We start from the raw sequence: 18279 nt of genomic DNA on the forward strand, positions 1-18279 counted from the left end.
TTGAAGGAGCGAAAGCCACCGGGTGGAAACAAGCCATCAACCAACTAGCCGTGGCTTACCCCGACCGATTCGCGGACTACTTGTAAACCAAACCCCCGCACACAAAGAATCGGACACCCTCGGTTTTCGAGGGTTGTGTCGTGCACACAACAAGCACGTTTAAAGACCAAGATGTACAGATCGGACAACGCCTGTCGGCTCATGGAACACTAACGGTTCGTTCGAACGACTACGGTCTCGGTGGCACATACGTGTGCGCCTTGGATACCTCGAACGAGGGTAGGGAGCACCGCAAAATGAGCCAGCTACTCTACATGCAAGACATCCCCGACAGCAGTGCCGACCTGCGCGAAGGATTGACTGACCCGCTGGAGTTCTGGCGGACACAGCTTGATTTCTATGACCCGGAAAGCATGCTACTCCCGGAGAACCGGGTCGCGACGATCAATGAGCTCGAGCGCATCGACTCGTCCGGCAGCCTGTCGGTCCTGGCCTCATTCGCGAAGCGGTCCATGGATGCCGCCGGCATGGACGAAGATCTGCAGGAGGGACTCGACTCCATCGTTTTTGCTGCTGATCGATCGCGGGGGCAGTGAGTGTCACGATCCCGGTGACTGAAACGCAGGCCGCTCTCGACCACATCCAGGAGATGGTGGTCGAGGCGGCTATTGCTTCAGTAGGAGCCGTTGTCGTCGGGGGCGTGGTGTGGGCAGCTGTGTCCTGAGCATGGTGGCGCTGGTGGTTCGGTGACAACAGTGCAGCACGTCGGGTACACCTTCGTAGGAAGGAACTGAGCGAGGCGTTCGGCACGACCTTTACCCGGGTGCGCCGCGATGGTCGCATGGCGATTGCTCCACGCGATACAAAGCGTTTTAATTGCCGGCGCGCTCTACCCCTCGCGGATGCCTAGCGAGGAGAGCCGCACTTCACCTGCCTCGTCGGAGGCGTCCAGATCCACAACACCGTGCAGCTGGAACGCGTTGTCCCCCTCGGGGTCCTTGATAATTTGGGTGACCCTCCACGCTCGGCCGGCAGAGTCCTCCAGCCGGAAGAACTCCGGGCCGCGCGCGTCGGGGCCCAGGTCCACATCCGTGTATTCGTCGAAGTAGTCGTCCATTGCAGCTGGCCAGTCCACCCGCGCGTCCGGCTCCAGGTAGCCCAGCATGTCCTCCAGCTGGTCCTCCTTCTCGTACGCGAAAAGTTCCACTAGGCGGAAAAAATAGTTGCGCACCATGATGGTGAAGGCGCGGCGGTTGGCGGTGAGCGCCGTGGGGTCTTCCACACCGAACGCGAGCTCGCGGTCGATGGTGTCTTGACTCACGGGCTGGTCGTCGCCGGTCATGTGCGCCCATTCGTCGATGAGCGACGAGTCGACCTGTCGGATCAACTCGCCGAGCCACACGACGATGTCCTCAAGATCATCGTTCATGTAGGTGTCCGGGATGGAATAGGAAAGGGTGCGCCACGCATCGGTGAGGTAGCGCAGCACCACGCCCTCCGAGCGGGCCAGACCATAGGTGGCGATGAGGTCCGAAAACGTCATCGCGTGCTCGATCATGTCGCGCACAACCGATTTCGGCGACAGCTCGAATTCTTTCGCCCACGGATTGCCTTCCGTGAAGGTGGCGAACGCCTCCTCTAGTTCGTCAGCAAGCGGCTTGGGGTAGGTGACGTCCTCAATGATGGCCATCCGCTCCGTATAGTCCACCCCCTCTGCTTTCAGAGCGGCGATCTCTTCGCCGCGAGCCGCTGTTTGCTGGGCTTGGAGCAGCTGTCTCGGGTCGTCCAGAATCGCCTCGAACGTTGAGATGACGTCGAGGGTGTACGCGTCCGACTCAGGGTCGAGCAACGTGAGGAACGCCAATGCGAAGGGGGACAGCGGCTGGTTCAGCGCGAAGTCGCGGTCCAGCTCCTGGGTGAGCGTGTACGGGCGGAACGCGGGCGAGTCTGGCGTGCGCTCGACTACCCCGGCGTTGATCAAGCCGCGGAACAGGTTCACGGCCTGGATGATGTCGCGGTTCTGCTTCGCGCGCGGGTCATGGTTCGTTCGCAGCAAGTGACGCATGTGCTCGTAGCCGTCACCCGGGCGGGCCACCACGTTGAGCAGCATGGAGTTGGATACCTTGAACTGGCTGGTCAGCTCCTCGGGCTCGGCCACCTTGAGTCGCTCGAAGGTCTTTTCGGACCAGGACACTTCGCCGTCTCGGGCGGACTTCTTGCGGATTTTCTTCAGCTTTTTCGGATCATCGCCAGCCTTGCGGCGCAACTTCACGTTTTCGATCTCGTGCTCCGGGGCCTCAACCACGACTGTGCCTTCGGTGTCGTAGCCGGCGCGTCCGGCTCGCCCGGCGATCTGGTGGAATTCGCGGGACTTCAAGATGCGCTGGCGGGTGCCGTCGAACTTGGCCAAGCCGGTAATCAGCACGGTGCGGATTGGCACGTTGATGCCCACACCTAACGTGTCGGTGCCGCAGATGACTTTCAGCAGTCCAGTTTGGGAGAGCCGCTCCACCAGGCGGCGGTACTTGGGCAGCATGCCGGCGTGGTGCACACCAATGCCGCGGCGGACCAGTTTGGACAGGGTTTTACCGAAGGTCGTGGTAAAGCGGAAGTCCCCAATCTCGTCCGCGATACGTTGCTTTTCTTCGGGCGTGATGATGTTCATGCTCGTCAGCGCCTGCGCGCGCTCCGTGGCCTCGCGCTGGGAAAAATGCACCACATAAATCGGCGCCTTGTTGTCCTCCAACAGCTCCTCGATGGTTTCGTGCACGGGGGAGAACACGTAGTGGAAATCAAGCGGCACCGGGCGCTCCGCGCCGCCGACGTACGTGGTCTTGCGGCCCGTGCGCTCGGTGAGGTCCTTCTCCAACCAGGCGGTGTCGCCCAAGGTGGCGGACATGAGCAAAAACTGCGCCTTCGGCAGCTCCAGCAGCGGCACCTGCCACGCCCAGCCGCGCTCCGGCTCCGAGTAGTAGTGGAACTCGTCCATCACCACCTGATCGATTCGCGCGTCTTTGCCTTCGCGCAGCGCGATGTTCGCCACGATCTCGGCGGTGGCGGCGATAATCGGGGCGTTCGAGTTCACGGTTGCGTCACCCGTCATCATGCCGACGTTTTCCGCTCCGAAAATCTCGCACAGAGCGAAGAACTTTTCGCTCACCAACGCCTTGATCGGTGCGGTGTAGAACGAGCGCTGGCCGCGCGCCATCGCGATGAAGTGCGCGGCGTTGGCCACCATCGACTTACCCGAGCCGGTCGGGGTGGCCAAGATGACGTTGTCGCCTGCGAGCAGCGCGAGCGAGGCCTCCTCCTGCGCCGGATACAACGAGATGCCGCGGGAGGCCGTCCACGAGTTGAACGAGTCCCACACGGCGTCCTCAAACAGCGATTCGGGGGCCTGCGCAATGTCTTCAAGCAAATCGGTCAGCATCACAGCATTCACCGTAGCCGACCGGCCGACACGCTAACGGGGGCCGTCGCCGTCCCCGTCACCGTCGGTGGTGTCGCCTCCGGTGGAATCCCCTTGGTCGTCGTCAAGCGAACGCTCGGGAGCTGAAGGATCGATGAAGAAATGGTCGCGTAACCGCTGATCCGTCTCCTCGCTGTGGGGGAGGCTGCGCTGCTCGTTGCGGTCTCGGTCTTCGATGGCGGTGAGGTAGTTCTCAAATGCCTCGCTGATCTCCTCGCCGCTGGGCATCTGCGCCTCGCCCGGCATCATCGCTTGCGGATGGCGATCGCGGTACTCCTGCATCTCACGGTCGTAGTGTTCCTCGAGAGCCTGCACCACGTGGGTGATTTCGTCCGAGTTGTGCGTCTGCTCCGCCAGCTGCTGCGATACCCGGCGCATATCCGCCTCCAAGGAACGCAGCGGGAACTGCAGATTCGTGGAATCTTCGACTGACTGCAGAAGCTGGAAAGTCGCGTGCGGGTACGGCGAGGCGGCCACATAGTGCGGCACGTGCGCGGTGTACCCGGCAACAGGGCGGCCGCGCTTGTGCAGCTCCCGCTCGATAAAGACCGATGCGGAGCCCGGCACGCTGACCATGCCGTCAAAGGTAAACATGGAACCGACCAACTCCCGGTCGTTGCCGTGGGCGGAGACCACCAGGGGGCGGGTGTGCGGAGCGCCCATCGGGGCCGCGTAGAGGCAAATGGTCTTGCTGACGCCGAACCGGTCCGCGAGATCCGCTACTGCGTTGCTAAAGGCCTCCCACCGCAGGTCTGGTTCCGGGCCGGAAAGCAACAGGAAGGACTGGCCCTTCTCGTCGCGCACAACGCGCATGTCCAACTGCAGATCCGCCACATCGGTGATCTCGGCGTGCGACAACGTCACCGTCGGGCGGCGGGAGCGGTAATCAATCAGCTCGTCGTTGCTAAACGTGGCCACTGTCCTCGACTCCAGCGCCGCCTTGAGGTGGTCAGCGGCGGACTCAATGGCGTGGCCCGCATCGGCGTAACCGTGCATTGCGACGATAAGGGCAGGACCGTTTTGAGTCTCCCCGTTCACCTGCGGAGCTGGGTACTCAAGTTCGTACATAGGACGTTCCTGCGTCATGGTCTTCGGCCTCCTGAAATCGCTCGCCTTACCGGCTTTAGTGCTCCACCCACACAACGGTTGGTGTCGCAGAATATTCCATTGTGCCCGACCAGCAACCGCAAGGTGGCACCGTGGCCGAAAAAGGATGCGTACGAATTGGCGTTGAGAAAACTTCACGCTCCATGGAACCGAGACCGCCCTGCGAGCGTCTAACAGTTATGGATAATCAGCCACAACCGCACGAAACAAACCGTCCGATCAGCCCAATAACACCGTATCCGAGCGCGGAGCTTCTCCGTTCGCCGGCACAACTCATCGCGTCCATCCCCGCCGCACTGGGTTACTTTCCCAACGAGTCAGTAGTGCTCATCAACGCGTACAGTCCGCCAGGTGCCTCTCCAACGTTGGAGATTGGGGCCTACCTCGACGCCGACGTGGGCAACACTGAAAGCATCCAGCGCGCGCTGCAACGTATCCCGCTACCACGTCATGTGGCCACCTTCGCAGTGATTGTGACTCGGGTGCCGGAATCGCGGATGGTTTCGGTAGCTGCGGAAGGGTTGCGAATGGCGGCGGACGCCTTCGGGGAGATCGTTGAAGCCTGCTGGACTGTCTCTGAAATCGCTGACGGAACGCCTTACCAGCTGATATTTGGGCCCGATCCGGATACTGCGAGCGCAGTGTGGGAGTGGAGCGAAGGATACGAGCAGGGTACCGTGACGTCGGTAGCTGCCGCAGAGCCGATGGGCCCGCTCATCGACCACGGAGTCCTGCCGGAGCTGCACAAAAGCGAAGTGTTCTCCCATTTTGCTCCGGTGTTTGAGCCTGATACGGAAACGGGGGAGGCTCTCACACCCGGCGCCCACAAACGCGGCACCGAACTCTTCTGCCATCTGAAGCATGCCCCGGCAGTAGCGCATGCCCACATCGATAAAGCATGCGGTGTGTTTGCTGCAGCACCGAACGTGGGGCTCATAGACATCGAAGGCGGCATCATCATCGACGACGTATTCAACGACCCAGACGATGTCGAGCTGTTTGCCGCGATGCTTTCTGGAAGCAGACTGCGCGACTTTCTCATCGTTGACGCGCTGGAACGCCCGCGCGCGGCTGGGGCGGTGCTGTTGACCATCGCCCGCAACTTCCGAGGGGAGATTAGGGCGAACGCCCTGTGTTTGTGGGCCATGGTCGCCCTGTCTCAGGGACTTATCGGCTGGGCCAGCGCGGCACTGGCTTGTGCCGAGGGGGAACAGCCGGGGCACAACTTGTCCGGATTGTTGGGCAGCGTGTTAGACATCGGGCAGGGCCACTCACTGCTCGAACTGTGCCGGCAGGGAAGCCTGGACACCTGGAGCGAGCTCGAACGGTAATGCGCGCCTAGCGCGCGGAGTGAGACCGGTCTCCGAGCTGGCGTGTGAACTCCCACGCATCCTGCACGATGGTGTGCAGATCCGTCCGCGTCGGGTTCCAACCAAGGGCGGCGCGGATTTTCTCCGAGGAGGCGATCAGCGTCGCCGGATCGCCCGCACGGCGCGGAGCAACCTCCGCCGGGATCGGGTGGCCGGTGACCTCGCGGCAGACCTCGACAACCTCGCGCACGGAGTACCCGTCGCCGGAGCCCAAATTGTAAATCTGGTGCGTGCCGGGGGAGTTGGCTTCAAGCGCGAGCACGTGCGCGTCCGCGAGGTCCCGGATATGGATGTAATCGCGCACGCAGGTGCCGTCCTTGGTTGGCCAGTCGTCGCCGTACATCATGATCTTGTCGCGGTAGCCCAGCGCCACCTGCAACACGATGGGGATCAGGTGCGTCTCAGTGATGTGGTTTTCGCCGATGCCGTTATACGCGCCGGCGACGTTGAAGTAGCGCAGGCTGGTCGCGCCCAGGCCGTAGGCGTTGCAGTAGGACGTAATGGCGTAGTCGATGGACAACTTCGTCGCGCCGTACGGGTTTGTTGGACGGGTCGGTGCGTCCTCCGTGATCGGCACCACGTCCGGCTCGCCGTACGTGGCCGCAGTGGAAGAGAAGACCAGCGACTTCACGTCGTGGCGGCGCATAGAGTCCAGCAGCGCCAACGAGACATCGAGGTTGCCGTGCCAGTACTTGGCGGGGTCCTCCATGGACTCACCGACGAGAGACTTCGCGGCAAAGTGCAGCACGCCGTCGACCGGTGCGGCGCCGTCTGCGGCCAGCACGTCGTCGATGACGTCCTGGATCTCACCTTCGACAAACGTGGCGCCTTCCGGAACGGCGTAACGGTTGCCGGTGGACAGATCGTCCACGACGATCACTTCGTGTCCCGCTTCGAGCAGGGTGGCAGCGCATACGCTGCCCACGTAGCCGGCGCCGCCGGTGACAACAAGCTTCATGGCAGTCCTTTCCGTGCTGGCTAGTCTTCGCGCTCCACGCGAAGGGCATGCGAGACATCCGCGGTGAGAACGAAAGTCTCACCCTTATCTGTGGACACCTCCAGTGCGCCGTCTTCCAGCGGCTGCAGTTCCACCGTCTGGCCCACCAATTGGCCGGCGGCCCTTGGCAGTGCGCCGTCCTGCAGGATCTCGCTGATCTGCACCACCTTTGCGCGCACAGGTTCCTTGAGCCGGAGGTCGCTGGCGCGGGTGCCCGCTTGGTCGGCGGTGCTGGCGGCTGCGCCGAGCTCGTCGAGTGCGGGGATTGGGTTGCCGAAGGGGGAGCGGTCCGCGTTGTCCAGCACCGCGACGACGCGGCGCTCCACATCTTCGCTCATGACGTGCTCCCACCGGCACGCCTCCTCGTGGACCTGGGCGAGGTCCAGCTTCAGCACGTCCGTAAGCAGGCGCTCTGCAAGACGGTGCTTGCGCATCACGGCGGTGGCGCGCCGGCGCCCCTCATCGGTCAGCGACAGGGAGCGGTCGTGCTCGACCACGATCAGTCCGTCGCGCTCCATGCGCGCCACGGTCTGCGAGACGGTGGGGCCGGATTGCTCGAGGCGTTCCGCGATTCGCGCGCGCAGCGGCGTAATGCCTTCCTCTTCCAGTTCGTAGACGGTGCGCAGATACATCTCTGTGGTGTCAACGAGGTCACGCACTGTGATGCTCCCTTCCAATCGCGGTGCTGGCTCGGGGTCCAAAAACCATGTGGCAACACTGTAGCCCAGCACCCGCGGCGGTACCGGTGAACCTCATGCGGGGCGCTGGGCTGTAAACGTGTGCTGACTGCGGCAGCTTAGAGCGCGTAATCGCGCAGGCGGTCGGCGCGCTCGCCGGCGCGCAGCTTCGCCATCACCTCACGCTCGATCTGGCGGACGCGCTCGCGCGACAGGCCGAACTGGCGGCCGATCTGGTCCAGGGTGCGCGGCACGCCGTCGGTCAGGCCGTAGCGCATGCGGATGACGTCCTGCTCGCGCTGCTCGAGGCCGTTGATGATGTCCTCGATATCGTCGTGGCGCAGGGTGGTCACCACCGCGTCCTCGGCATCGGTGGCCTCGGCGTCCTCGATGAAGTCGCCCAGCGGCGCTTCCTCGTCCGCGCCGACCGGCATGTCCAAGCTCACCGGGTCGCGCGACTGGCGCAGCAGCATCTCAATCTTGGATTCCTCGATGCCGGATTCCTCCGCCAGCTCCTCATTCGTGGGCTCGCGGCCCAGGGACTGGTACATCTCGCGGCGGATGCGGGAGAGCTTGTTCACCTGCTCCACCAGATGGACTGGGAGGCGGATCGTGCGGGACTGGTCCGCCATGCCGCGCGTGATCGCCTGGCGGATCCACCACGTGGCGTAGGTGGAGAATTTGAAGCCCTTGGAGTAGTCGAACTTCTCCATCGCGCGGATCAGGCCCAGGTTGCCTTCCTGGATCAGGTCCAGAAGCGGCATGCCGCGGCCGGTGTAGCGCTTCGCCAGCGACACCACGAGGCGCAGGTTGGCTTCCAGCAGGTGGGCGCGCGCCTTGCGGCCTTCCTTCGCCAGAATCTTCAGGTCGCGCTTCTTCGCGCGGGTGAGCTTCACCTCCGGATCGTCCAAAAGGCGCTGCGCGTACAAGCCGACCTCGATCTGCTGGGCGAGTTCGACCTCCTCCTCAGCGTTGAGGAGGGCAGTCTTGCCAATGCCGTTGAGGTAGACGCGGACAAGGTCCGCAGAAGGGTTGTCGTTTGTCTGGTTCCTCCGGCTACCGCGGTCGACGGTCTCTTCGGATTCCTTGGTTCCCTGTGCAGCGTGATCCGGTTGGGTCATGTGGCAACGCCTCCTCGGACTAGGTGGAAAAGCTGGGTGGGACAGCTGGGCAGTCTAGATGGGCAACGTTCAGCTGTCGCCCAGTGTTCCCGTCCGCGGGAAATATATTCAGGTCACGCTTCGACGATCACGGTGAAGGGACCGTCGTTGACGCTTTCGACCTGCATATGCGCACCAAATCGGCCTTCCTCGACGTGGATGCCGCGCGAGCGCAGTGCCTCGGCAATATTGCCGATCACCGGTTCCGCGACGTCGCCAGGTGCAGCGTCGCTCCAGGACGGGCGCCGTCCTTTCGCCGTGCGGCCCATCAACGTGAACTGGCTGACCAGCAGCACCGGAGCGTCAGCATCCTCCACCGACCGTTCGCCGTCGAGAATGCGCAGTTCCGCGATCTTGCGCGCAACCGTCTCCCACGCATCGTCCGCGTCCTCGCGGCCCGCGCCGACGAGAGCGAGGATCCCGCCGGTGTCGGGACAGTCGATCGCACCGACGGTCTCGCCGTCCACGGTCACGGACGCGCTTGTCACACGCGTGAGTACTGCTTTCATTGCTGCTCCGTTCTGTTTATAGGTGAGTCAATTGCGCAATTTCAGCGGGCAGGATCAGCCCGTGGCGCACGAGGTCAACCACCGCACCCGCCGCATCCGCTTCAAGCTTGTCGACGTCCTCCGGTTGCCCCAACCCGCGCGACGCCGCGTACAGGCCGACCACGTCCCGAAGCGGCAACCCGTTCGGGTGCAGCCCCGAGAGCAGCGAGAGGATGCCCGCGTCGATGGTGTGGGAAAACCGCGGCCCGTCGGTGCGGGTGATGCGCAGCGTCTCATCCGCGAACCCCATGCCGAGTTCGGTGTCCGCGAGCTTGATGTCTTCCAGCGCTACCGTCGGCCGGACCACGTAGTTCGCGTCGAGGACGTCGTCGCGGTCTTTGCCGCGCAGCCAGGCGGTGCGGGTGAAGTACTCTTCCGCCTCCGGGCCGAGCGGGTCAGAAAACGGCTGGGACAGTTCCTCGCAGGTGATTTCGCTGGGAGCGTCGCCGATGTCTTCCAACAGGATCCAACCGAAGCCCACCGCGTGGACGTCGTTGTCCGCGAAGTGGTCGAGCCACTGCACGGTGCGCGCGACGCCTTCATCGGAGCGGGGATCGATGGACTCGTCGCGCAGCCAGGTGGAGACGTACATGCCGGGATCAACCACGTCGCGCTGCAGCACCCAGGCGCTCACACCGTGGGACGGCAGCCAGGACGCGACCCGGGCCTGCCAGGACTGGTCGAGCACATGCACCCACGAACCGAGGATGAACGCGCGGCCGCCCTCAGCGAGGTGCTCCGGCGCCTGGCCGAGCACCAGCTCAGTTGCGCCGTCGAGGTCCAAACCAGAATCGCGGTAGACGTAGCCGACTTCCGGCAGCCCCACCACGAACGGCGGGTTGGCCACGATGCGGTCGAATGTCTCGCCTTGCACCGGCTCGAACCATGCGCCCTTGCGCAGCTCCACGTTGTCCACCCCGTTCGCCCGCATGGTTGCCTCGGCGAACTCCAGCGCGCGGGTGTGGACGTCCGTGGCCACCACGCGCGTGGCGGCGTCCGCCTGCGCGAGCGCCTGGATACCGGAGCCGGTGCCCAAATCCAGCACCGAATCCACCGGGGTGCACGGTGTGGCGGACAGCAGCGACAGCGACGCGGAGCCGACGCCGAGGACGTGGTCGCGGCCCGGGACGTGGTCCGTCATGGACGCGTCGAGGTCGGAGAGCACCAGCCTCGGCTTGCCGGCGACCACGTGGGGGCGAACTTCAACGGCGATGCGGTACGTGGACGATTCGGCCACGGGCACGACCAAGTGGTCGTCGATAAGCGAAAGTGCGAGCTTCGGAGTGAGCATGTCACCCAACGCCTCCGCTGTGGCGGGGCGGCGCAGCAGGAAGAACCGGATCAGGCGCGACAGGCGCGCGTCGTCGGAACACGCCGCCAGAACGACACCCGGCTCACGGCGGTAGAGCGCCTCGGTCGCCTCCGGGCCGAGGTGGGCCGCGACGCCGTCGGCGCTGAAACCCGCCGCGTCGAGTTCTGCGGCAAGCGCCTGGGCAACTGCGGGAAGGTGAGGGGAGAGGTCATCTGGGGCAGTCACGCAAAAACTCCTGCGGTGCGAGGGGGCTATTCGTCGTGGTCGATGATAGCGGGGGAGCTAGACCGGTCCTTCTCCGCCGAATCCAGCGCCGTGCGTTGCTGCTGCGCCAGCATCTGCTGCTCCTGGCGCGCCACCGCCGGCTTGTACACATTCTTCTGACGGGTATCCCGGACCTCGCCCTGCGCGTTGCCGCGCACGACGGCGATCCACGGCAACGGCACAGACACCACGAACAAAATGCCGGCGAGCACCCACCAGTTCGCCCACGCCGCGGCCACCGCCGCGACGATGAACGGCAGGCGCAACCCCTGCAAGACGGCGTACTGCTTCTCGCGCGACTGCCTGTTTTGCTCCGGGGTGTAGGAAGCGTCCGTGATCAGCGCGCGGGATTTCCTGCCCCGGCGTGAGTGGCGGGAGGCGCGCCCGGTGGATGTGTGGTCGTTGGCGCTCATGAACTCTGAGGTTAGCCCTCCGGCTTAACCTCTCGCCCAAATTGGGGCATGATGGTTGCCGTGAATACGACGACGAAGACGCTCGAGCGCCCGGACCTCAGGGAAGACACCTCGTCGACCACGGACGACGGCACCCCCAAGTTCTTCCACTACGTGAAGAAGGACCAGATCGTCGATTCCGCCATCTCCGGAAAAATGGTGGTGGCGCTGTGCGGCGAGACCTTCCCGGTGAAAAAGCAGGCCAAGCCCGGGTCCCCGGTTTGCCCTGACTGCGAGCGGATCTACAAGGGGCTGCGCCGCAAGTGACCGCCGCGACTTCTGGGCCCCAGCTGCGCAAATGGCAGCAGGAGGCCCTTGATTCGTTTCTCCGCGACAAGCCGCGCGACTTCATGGCCGTGGCAACCCCTGGCGCGGGCAAAACCACCTTCGCGCTCACCCTGGCCTCTCGCCTGAAAGAGGACAAGACTGTCCAGCGTATCATCGTGGTGGTGCCCACGGAGCACCTGAAGCACCAGTGGTCCGACGCGGCGAAGCGCTTCGGGCTGTCGTTGGACCCGAACTTCACCAACTCGTCCGCGGTCAACGCCTCCTACGACGGCATCGTGGTCACCTACGCGCAGGTGGGCATGCACCCCTTCAAGCACCACGCTGTGGCTTCTGCCCGCCGCACGCTGGTGATCTTGGACGAGATCCACCACGCCGGCGATTCCAAGAGTTGGGGCGACGGCGTCTACGAGGCGTACAACGATGTGGAGCACCGACTTGCGCTGACCGGCACACCGTTTCGTTCCGACGACTCGCAGATCCCGTTCGTGCGCTACGTCGAAGACGGCGAAGGGCACTTGGTCTCGGAGGCCGATTACACCTACGGCTACTCGCATGCGCTTGCCGACGGCGTGGTGCGCCCCGTGGTCTTCCTCGCGTACTCGGGTGAGGCGCAATGGAAGGACTCGGCGGGCGAGGAGTATTCCGCCCGCCTTGGCGAGCCGCTCAACGCCGAGCAAACCACCCGCGCCTGGCGCACCGCGTTGGACCCGAAGGGCGATTGGATCGCCGCGGTGCTTTCCGCCGCGCACACCAGGTTGATGAAGATCCGCGCGAACATGCCGGACGCCGGCGGGTTGGTCATTGCCACGAACAAGACCACCGCCCGCGCCTACGCGAAAATCCTGGAGTCACTGTCCAACACCCCGGTCACCGTGGTGCTGTCCGACGAGCCGGGCGCTTCCGACCGCATTGACGAGTTCTCCGCCTCCCGCGACGAGTGGATGGTTGCGGTGCGCATGGTCTCCGAGGGCGTGGACGTGCCGCGCCTGTCAGTTGGCGTCTACGCCACCTCAGCGTCCACCCCGCTGTTTTTCGCGCAGGCGATCGGCCGTTTCGTGCGCTCCCGCATGCCGGGCGAGTCCGCCTCCGTGTTTCTGCCCTCCGTGCCGGTGCTGCTGCGACTGGCGGAGGAGATGGAGGTCTCGCGCGACCACGTCCTGGGCAAACCTCACCGAGAATCCGGCTGGTCCGACGAGCTGCTGGATCAAGCAAACCGCACGCAGACCGAGCCGGACGACATGCCGTCCTACGAATCCATCGGCGCGTCCGCCGAGCTGGACTCGCTGATTTTCGACGGCTCGACTTACGGCACGCCCACCCAAGCAGGCTCCGCCGAAGAGCAGGACTTCCTCGGCCTGCCCGGCCTGCTCGACGCCGACCAGGTGCGAACGTTGTTGGCCAAGCGGCAAAGCGACCAACTGGATGCCCGCGACGCCGAGGAGCGGGCGCGCAGGGCAGAGGAGCGCAAGGCCCGCGAGCGTGCGGAGGTGCTTGGCGAGCCGGTGAAGAAGCCCGTCCCGGCAGAGGAGGCGGCAGCTGCCTCTAACGCCACAACCGCCGCGGACGAAATCCCCGCGCTGCGCAAGGAGCTCAACGCCCGTGTGGCCATCGCCGCCGGGAAGACCGGCCGGCCCCACGGCGCGATCCACACGGAGGTGCGCAAAGCCTGCGGCGGGCCGCCCACCGCGCTGTGCAACGCCGAGCAGCTGCGCGAGCGCATCGCCTTCCTGCGAGACTGGTAGCCCCACCGGTAGGGTGGCGTGCACCGCAATGAAACGAAAGGAATTGTGATGAGCACCCCTTACAACGGCCAGAACCCGAACGGTCAAAATCCGAACGGCCAGAACCCGTACGGTGAAAACCCCTACGGTGGCGGCCAGTACGGCACCAACCCTGCTGGCGGCCACCCGGAGGGCGTTTCCAACTATGGCGACTACACCGCCCCCGAGCAGCTGCAGCCGGACTACACCCGCGGCGAGCCTGGCCACGCCGGTTACGGCATGGCCGGCAGCAACTACAACCAGCCGCCGACGTCGTACGGCTACGAGGCAGCACCGCCCCAGCAGAACAACGGTGTCGCCCTCGCAGCGATGATCCTGGGCATCCTGTCCTTGCTGGGCCTGCTCTTCCTTTTCCCGGGCCTCATCCTCGGCGTGATCGCGCTGATTCTGGGCATTGTCGGTGTGAAGAAGGCCAACTCCATCGTTGGCCCAGGTTCCCGCAAAGGCATGGCAATCTCCGGCATCGTCATGGGTGCAATCGCCACCATTCTGTCCGCGCTGATGCTCATCTTCGGCATCTCCTTGGCGAAGCAGCTCTTGGACGACGGAGTCATGGAGGCGTGCGAGCAGTTCCAAGGCGATAACGAGCAGTACAAGACCTGTATCGAAGACGAGGTTGAAAAGAGCCTGAACAACTAGGCACTTGCTTTTCGACGGCTAACGCCCCGACCACGATCGGTCGGGGCGTCTACGCGTTTCGGGGGAGATCCGGGCTGTTAGTCCAGGTAGTCGCGCAGCACCTGGGAGCGCGACGGGTGGCGCAGCTTCGACATGGTCTTGGACTCGATCTGTCGGATGCGCTCGCGCGTCACGCCGTAAACCTGGCCGATCTCGTCGAGGGTGCGCGGCATGCCGTCGGTAAGCCCGAAGCGCAGGCGCACAACGCCGGCCTCGCGCTCGGACAGGGTGTGCAGGACGTCCTGCAGCTGGTCCTGCAGCAGCGTGAAGGACACGGCGTCCACGGCGACAACGGCCTCGGAGTCCTCGATGAAGTCGCCGAGCTGGCTGTCGCCCTCATCGCCGATGGTCTGGTCGAGGGAGATCGGCTCGCGGGCGTACTGCTGGATCTCGAGGACCTTCTCCTCGGTGATATCCATTTCCTTCGCCAGCTCGAGAGGCGTGGGCTCGCGGCCGAGGTCCTGCAGCAGCTCGCGCTGGATACGGCCGAGCTTGTTGATGACCTCGACCATGTGCACCGGGATACGGATAGTGCGGGCCTGGTCCGCCATCGCGCGGGTGATCGCCTGGCGGATCCACCAGGTGGCGTAGGTGGAGAACTTGTAGCCCTTGGAGTAGTCGAACTTCTCCACAGCACGGATCAGACCCAGGTTGCCCTCCTGGATCAGGTCCAGAAACGCCATGCCGCGGCCGGTGTAGCGCTTCGCAAGGGAGACCACCAGACGAAGGTTCGCCTCCAGCAGGTGGTTCTTCGCCTTCCGGCCGTCGCGCGCCACTGCGCGCAGATCGCGCTTCACCGCCGGGGTGAGCTTGGCGTCCTTGTCGCCCTCCGCGGCGGCGCGCGCCATCTCGTCGAGGCGGTACTGCGCGTACAGCCCAGCCTCGATGCGCTTGGCCAGGGACACCTCCTGCTCAGCATCGAGCAGGGCAACCTTGCCGATCTGCTTGAGGTAGGCGCGCACCGAGTCTGCCGAGGCGGTCAGCTGCGCATCCTTGCGCGCCTGGCGCAGCGCAGCAGATTCCTCGATGTCCCAGACAGAGGAGCCCTCGTCCTCGTCTTCTTCGTCCTCGTCATCGTCGCCGTCTTCGCCGAGGTCGTCGTCATCCTCGCTGTCGTCGCCGAGAGCACCGTCGATATCCTCGTCGAAGGCATCGTCATCGTCGCCGATCTCCGCATCGTAATCCGCGTCATCGCGGTCGGAATCCTGATCGTCCAATTCGTCCGCGCCGCCGGTGACAGACTGAAGCTCGTCGTCCAGCTCGTCGGCATCGCCCGCGGCGCTTTTCGCGGCCTTGGTCGCCTTCTTTGCTGTGGCTTTCTTCGCCGTCGTCTTCTTGGCGGATTTCTTGGCAGACTTCTTTGCGGTCTTCTTCGCGGTCTTCTTAGCTGCCTTCTTCACCGTCTTTTTGGCGGTCTTCTTCGCGGTTTTCTTCGCAGCTTTCTTGGCTGTCTTTTTCGCGCTGGACTTGGCAACGCTGCCTGCGCCGCCGTCGGACGAAACCGCAGTCACGTCGTCGGCACTGTTGCTTGAAGCTTGGCTGGCTACCACGTACGCCCTTTCGAGTCAATCGGACCTTACCACTGGCAATCCAGGGTACGTATGCGTCCCGAAATTTTCAGAACGCCAATATTAACAGTCGTCCGAGCGGAGTATTCCTTCCCCCGCGGACTGACCGTTTAACGGCAACCACCGTACAACAACCTTCAGGCTGGTCTACGGTGCGACATGGTTCTGGGCGGCCATCGCTGCCCCCACGATTCCTGCACGGTTGCGCAACGCTGCTGGAACAACCGGGGTGTCCACCGTGAGCAATGGGACCCATTTTTCGGAATGGCGGGAAATCCCGCCGCCGACGATGAACGCGGCCGGGTTGAACAACCGGTCGTACTCGTGGAGCACCTTATCCACGCGTTTGGCCCACTTCTTGTAGCTCAGCTCCTCCCGGTCTTTTGCGGCGGAGGAGGCGAGGTGTTCTGCCTCGGTGCCGTCGATAAGCATGTGCCCGAGTTCGGTGTTGGGGAACACCGTGCCGTCCATGAGAAACGCCGACCCGATGCCGGTGCCGAAAGTGAGGAAGATGACTGCCCCCTTGCGGGCGGCCTCATCGCCGAAGGCCACCTCGGCGATGCCGGCCGCGTCCGCGTCGTTGAGCACAGAGACGGCATCGCGGCCCAGCGCTTGGGTGAACAGGTCGTGCACATTGGTGCCCACCCACGATTCATCGATGTTGGCCGCGGTGCGTGCGACCTGCTGGGTCACCACGGAGGGGAGGGTGACCCCGACGGGGCCGTCCCAATCGCACTGTCGGACAATTTGCGCGACCACTTCGGCCACCGCTTCCGGCGTTGCCGGTTGCGGCGTTGCAATCTTCACGCGTTCGCTCACGAATTCGCCGGTGCGCAGATCCACTACGGCCCCCTTCACGCCGGAGCCGCCCACATCAACGCCGAAACCTAGGGCCTGTTCTGTCATGCAGTGAAGTGTACAAACGTCACGGCAGTTCCGCCTTGCTACTGCGCATCGCGACTGAAGTTTTCTGCTTCTGAGCAGGAAAGATGACAGGGCTATGTGTTTGACCTAGTATTCCGCTCAAATAACGACATTCAGGCCCCTCCCGGGGCGACCACGCTGAGCTGGAGGACACACACCATGGCCACCGATTACGACGCGCCTCGCCGCCGCATGGACGACGAGATTGAGACCGATTCCTTGGAAGGTCTCAAGGCTGCTGAAGTAGCTGGCAGCAGCATGGACGACGATGGCGAGATCGTGGAACCGGTGGAGCCTCCGACCCAGGACCTCTCCGGCGAAGAACTCAACGTCGAGGTCAAGCCGCGCCAGGACGACGAGTTCACCTGCGCGTCCTGCTTCCTCGTACAGAAGAACAAGCGCCTCGCCTACACCGAGGAAGACGGTTCCAAGATCTGCCTCGACTGCGAGTAGGCAGCTGCTTATCGACGGCTAAAGGGCGGCCCCATCCCGACAGATGGCGCCGCCCTTTGTTGTCTGCTGTGACGCTCCGGGCTACCCGGCGGTAGTGCCTGGCGCGAAGGCCGCCAGCACCGCTTCGGGGTTCTTCGAGGAGACCAGCCAGTACGGGGTGGGGTCCTCCGGGTCGTCCAAGACGATCAGCACGTGTTCGCTGACCCAGGGGCGCGAGACCAAATACGCCGCCGGATCCAGCTGGCGCCCCAACGCATTCTGGCGGGCGGAACCCGGCACCACCATCGAGCGTGAAACTACTGTGTTGGGCAGGTTCGCGTCGTCTACGAGCAGCCAGCGCGTGCCGTCCGGATCCTGTTCAACGGAGACTGTGGTGCGCGACAGCCAGAACAAAAACCACGCGAACAGGGCAGTGAACAGCACTAGCGGAACTGCGAACCACCACACGTTGCGGTTGAGGCCCAACTGCCCGGCGAGCAGCAGAGCGAGCCCGGCGAGGGCAGCCCACCAATACCAAGGCACCCACTGGCGCTCCGTGTACAACACCTTTGCCTGAGGTGCCGTCGCAGCCGGTGCTGCATTCTCGGAGCCGGGGTTTGAAGGGGTCGAAGCGGTCTCACTCACGCATTCCACAATAGGCGGGGCAAACGCAGGGACATACTTGCGCGGCAGCAACGGGGGAGCCCGGCGCAGTGCCCCGACGAAGTAGCGCTGCCGGAGCGGCACTGACGTAGTGTGGGGCGGGTGGAGAACCAAAACAGCACGTACAGCACCTACGGTGGCGATCCGCTCCCGCCGATTCCAGTCAAGCGCCTTGATCCGGAGCTGCCAATGCCGATGCGGGCACATCCGGAGGACGCCGGCGCGGACCTGTATTCCACAGAAGATCTGGTGTTGCAGCCGGGGGAGCGGGCGCTGGTGGCCACCGGTGTGGCAATCGCGCTGCCGGTGGGAACGGTCGGCCTGATCCACCCGCGCTCCGGCATGGCCGCCAAGCACGGGTTGAGCATCGTCAACACGCCCGGCACGATCGACGCGGGCTACCGCGGAGAGTTGAAGGTCTGCCTGCTCAACACCGACCGATCCCAGCCGATCGAGATCACCCGCGGCATGCGGATCGCGCAGCTGGTGATTCAGCGCGTGGAATTGGTGGATTTCACCGAGGTTGAGGCGCTGGACGAAACACAGCGCGGCGCGGGCGGGTACGGCTCGACCGGCACGCACTAGCACG

At 64.2% G+C, this 18279-nt stretch carries 18 protein-coding genes; 7 read left to right on the forward strand and 11 right to left on the reverse strand.

Translation table 11 applies throughout. The annotated features are described in order from the left end of the window. The first annotated feature begins 296 nt into the window (after positions 1 to 296). Positions 297 to 596: a hypothetical protein gene (locus MHX64_RS10955; RefSeq protein ID WP_239357458.1), complete on the forward strand. Its 300-nt coding sequence runs from the start codon at positions 297 to 299 to the stop codon at positions 594 to 596. 293 nt (positions 597 to 889) lie between these two features. Here MHX64_RS10955 and MHX64_RS10960 read toward each other — a convergent pair whose 3' ends face one another. Both MHX64_RS10960 and MHX64_RS10965 read right to left on the reverse strand, forming a co-directional pair. Next, positions 890 to 3430 carry an RNA helicase gene (locus tag MHX64_RS10960; RefSeq protein WP_239357474.1) on the reverse strand — a complete coding sequence of 847 codons (2541 nt, stop codon included), beginning with the start codon at positions 3428 to 3430 and terminating at the stop codon, positions 890 to 892. A gap of 33 nt (positions 3431 to 3463) precedes the next feature. After that, positions 3464 to 4537, reverse strand: a complete 1074-nt coding sequence (locus tag MHX64_RS10965) for a PAC2 family protein (RefSeq protein ID WP_239357459.1) — start codon at positions 4535 to 4537, stop codon at positions 3464 to 3466. A gap of 218 nt (positions 4538 to 4755) precedes the next feature. Here MHX64_RS10965 and MHX64_RS10970 point away from each other — a divergent pair, with 218 nt between their 5' ends. Next, complete coding sequence (locus MHX64_RS10970; protein WP_255711450.1) at positions 4756 to 5907, forward strand: DUF4192 domain-containing protein; 1152 nt, start codon at positions 4756 to 4758, stop codon at positions 5905 to 5907. A gap of 7 nt (positions 5908 to 5914) precedes the next feature. On the opposite strand, the gene galE is transcribed toward MHX64_RS10970, so the two are convergent. The 6 genes from galE to MHX64_RS11000 form a co-directional block, all read right to left on the reverse strand. Further along, on the reverse strand, positions 5915 to 6904 hold the full coding sequence (gene galE / locus MHX64_RS10975) for a UDP-glucose 4-epimerase GalE (RefSeq protein ID WP_239357461.1): 990 nt from the start codon (positions 6902 to 6904) through the stop codon (positions 5915 to 5917). Between the two features lie 20 nt (positions 6905 to 6924). Beyond that, positions 6925 to 7602, reverse strand: a complete 678-nt coding sequence (locus MHX64_RS10980; RefSeq protein WP_181888564.1) for a metal-dependent transcriptional regulator — start codon at positions 7600 to 7602, stop codon at positions 6925 to 6927. A gap of 137 nt (positions 7603 to 7739) precedes the next feature. Next, complete coding sequence (locus MHX64_RS10985; RefSeq protein ID WP_181888563.1) at positions 7740 to 8741, reverse strand: sigma-70 family RNA polymerase sigma factor; 1002 nt, start codon at positions 8739 to 8741, stop codon at positions 7740 to 7742. A 113-nt stretch (positions 8742 to 8854) separates the two neighbouring features. After that, entirely contained in the window at positions 8855 to 9289 is a 435-nt protein-coding gene (gene dtd, locus MHX64_RS10990; protein WP_181888562.1) for a D-aminoacyl-tRNA deacylase, read from the reverse strand. Between the two features lie 16 nt (positions 9290 to 9305). Then, the gene (locus MHX64_RS10995) at positions 9306 to 10865 is read right to left on the reverse strand and encodes a class I SAM-dependent methyltransferase (protein WP_239357462.1); all 1560 of its coding nucleotides are present in this window, start codon (positions 10863 to 10865) and stop codon (positions 9306 to 9308) included. 26 nt (positions 10866 to 10891) lie between these two features. Continuing rightward, positions 10892 to 11317 carry a DUF3099 domain-containing protein gene (locus tag MHX64_RS11000; protein WP_239306942.1) on the reverse strand — a complete coding sequence of 142 codons (426 nt, stop codon included), beginning with the start codon at positions 11315 to 11317 and terminating at the stop codon, positions 10892 to 10894. A 51-nt stretch (positions 11318 to 11368) separates the two neighbouring features. On the opposite strand from MHX64_RS11000, the gene MHX64_RS11005 reads away from it, so the two are divergent. Genes MHX64_RS11005 through MHX64_RS11015 form a run of 3 tightly spaced genes read left to right on the forward strand, consistent with a single transcriptional unit; the run spans position 11369 to position 14064 of the window. Beyond that, the gene (locus MHX64_RS11005) at positions 11369 to 11623 is read left to right on the forward strand and encodes a DUF3039 domain-containing protein (RefSeq protein ID WP_063936916.1); all 255 of its coding nucleotides are present in this window, start codon (positions 11369 to 11371) and stop codon (positions 11621 to 11623) included. Then, entirely contained in the window at positions 11620 to 13386 is a 1767-nt protein-coding gene (locus tag MHX64_RS11010; protein WP_239357463.1) for a DEAD/DEAH box helicase, read from the forward strand. The genes MHX64_RS11005 and MHX64_RS11010 overlap by 4 nt, the downstream gene beginning before the upstream one ends. A gap of 48 nt (positions 13387 to 13434) precedes the next feature. After that, on the forward strand, positions 13435 to 14064 hold the full coding sequence (locus tag MHX64_RS11015) for a DUF4190 domain-containing protein (protein WP_239306941.1): 630 nt from the start codon (positions 13435 to 13437) through the stop codon (positions 14062 to 14064). A 77-nt stretch (positions 14065 to 14141) separates the two neighbouring features. On the opposite strand, the gene MHX64_RS11020 is transcribed toward MHX64_RS11015, so the two are convergent. Both MHX64_RS11020 and ppgK read right to left on the reverse strand, forming a co-directional pair. Continuing rightward, entirely contained in the window at positions 14142 to 15653 is a 1512-nt protein-coding gene (locus tag MHX64_RS11020; protein WP_269952671.1) for an RNA polymerase sigma factor, read from the reverse strand. Positions 15654 to 15818: 165 nt separating this feature from the next. Further along, on the reverse strand, positions 15819 to 16577 hold the full coding sequence (gene ppgK / locus MHX64_RS11025) for a polyphosphate--glucose phosphotransferase (protein ID WP_181888556.1): 759 nt from the start codon (positions 16575 to 16577) through the stop codon (positions 15819 to 15821). 177 nt (positions 16578 to 16754) lie between these two features. Here ppgK and MHX64_RS11030 point away from each other — a divergent pair, with 177 nt between their 5' ends. Further along, on the forward strand, positions 16755 to 17048 hold the full coding sequence (locus MHX64_RS11030; RefSeq protein ID WP_181888555.1) for a DUF4193 domain-containing protein: 294 nt from the start codon (positions 16755 to 16757) through the stop codon (positions 17046 to 17048). Positions 17049 to 17129: 81 nt separating this feature from the next. Here the strand turns inward: MHX64_RS11030 and MHX64_RS11035 are convergent, their stop codons facing one another. Beyond that, positions 17130 to 17672 carry a DUF3093 domain-containing protein gene (locus MHX64_RS11035; RefSeq protein ID WP_239306938.1) on the reverse strand — a complete coding sequence of 181 codons (543 nt, stop codon included), beginning with the start codon at positions 17670 to 17672 and terminating at the stop codon, positions 17130 to 17132. Between the two features lie 120 nt (positions 17673 to 17792). Here MHX64_RS11035 and dut point away from each other — a divergent pair, with 120 nt between their 5' ends. After that, entirely contained in the window at positions 17793 to 18275 is a 483-nt protein-coding gene (gene dut / locus MHX64_RS11040) for a dUTP diphosphatase (protein ID WP_338026583.1), read from the forward strand. Positions 18276 to 18279 lie beyond the last annotated feature (4 nt).

Origin of the sequence: Corynebacterium sp. ACRPZ (assembly GCF_022346205.1) — a bacterium.
Taxonomy (GTDB): Bacteria; Actinomycetota; Actinomycetes; order Mycobacteriales; family Mycobacteriaceae; genus Corynebacterium; species Corynebacterium lehmanniae.

Excerpts from the sequence above, each read along its gene's own strand:
- MHX64_RS10960 (WP_239357474.1), bottom strand. The coding sequence starts at position 3,430 with ATGCTGACCGATTTGCTTGAAGACATTGCGCAGGCCCCCGAATCGCTG.
- MHX64_RS10955 (WP_239357458.1), top strand. The coding sequence starts at position 297 with ATGAGCCAGCTACTCTACATGCAAGACATCCCCGACAGCAGTGCCGAC.
- MHX64_RS10970 (WP_255711450.1), top strand. The coding sequence starts at position 4,756 with ATGGATAATCAGCCACAACCGCACGAAACAAACCGTCCGATCAGCCCA.
- ppgK (WP_181888556.1), bottom strand. The coding sequence starts at position 16,577 with ATGACAGAACAGGCCCTAGGTTTCGGCGTTGATGTGGGCGGCTCCGGC.
- MHX64_RS11015 (WP_239306941.1), top strand. The coding sequence starts at position 13,435 with ATGAGCACCCCTTACAACGGCCAGAACCCGAACGGTCAAAATCCGAAC.
- MHX64_RS11000 (WP_239306942.1), bottom strand. The coding sequence starts at position 11,317 with ATGAGCGCCAACGACCACACATCCACCGGGCGCGCCTCCCGCCACTCA.
- MHX64_RS10965 (WP_239357459.1), bottom strand. The coding sequence starts at position 4,537 with ATGTACGAACTTGAGTACCCAGCTCCGCAGGTGAACGGGGAGACTCAA.
- MHX64_RS11030 (WP_181888555.1), top strand. The coding sequence starts at position 16,755 with ATGGCCACCGATTACGACGCGCCTCGCCGCCGCATGGACGACGAGATT.
- MHX64_RS10985 (WP_181888563.1), bottom strand. The coding sequence starts at position 8,741 with ATGACCCAACCGGATCACGCTGCACAGGGAACCAAGGAATCCGAAGAG.
- galE (WP_239357461.1), bottom strand. The coding sequence starts at position 6,904 with ATGAAGCTTGTTGTCACCGGCGGCGCCGGCTACGTGGGCAGCGTATGC.
- MHX64_RS11005 (WP_063936916.1), top strand. The coding sequence starts at position 11,369 with ATGGTTGCCGTGAATACGACGACGAAGACGCTCGAGCGCCCGGACCTC.
- dtd (WP_181888562.1), bottom strand. The coding sequence starts at position 9,289 with ATGAAAGCAGTACTCACGCGTGTGACAAGCGCGTCCGTGACCGTGGAC.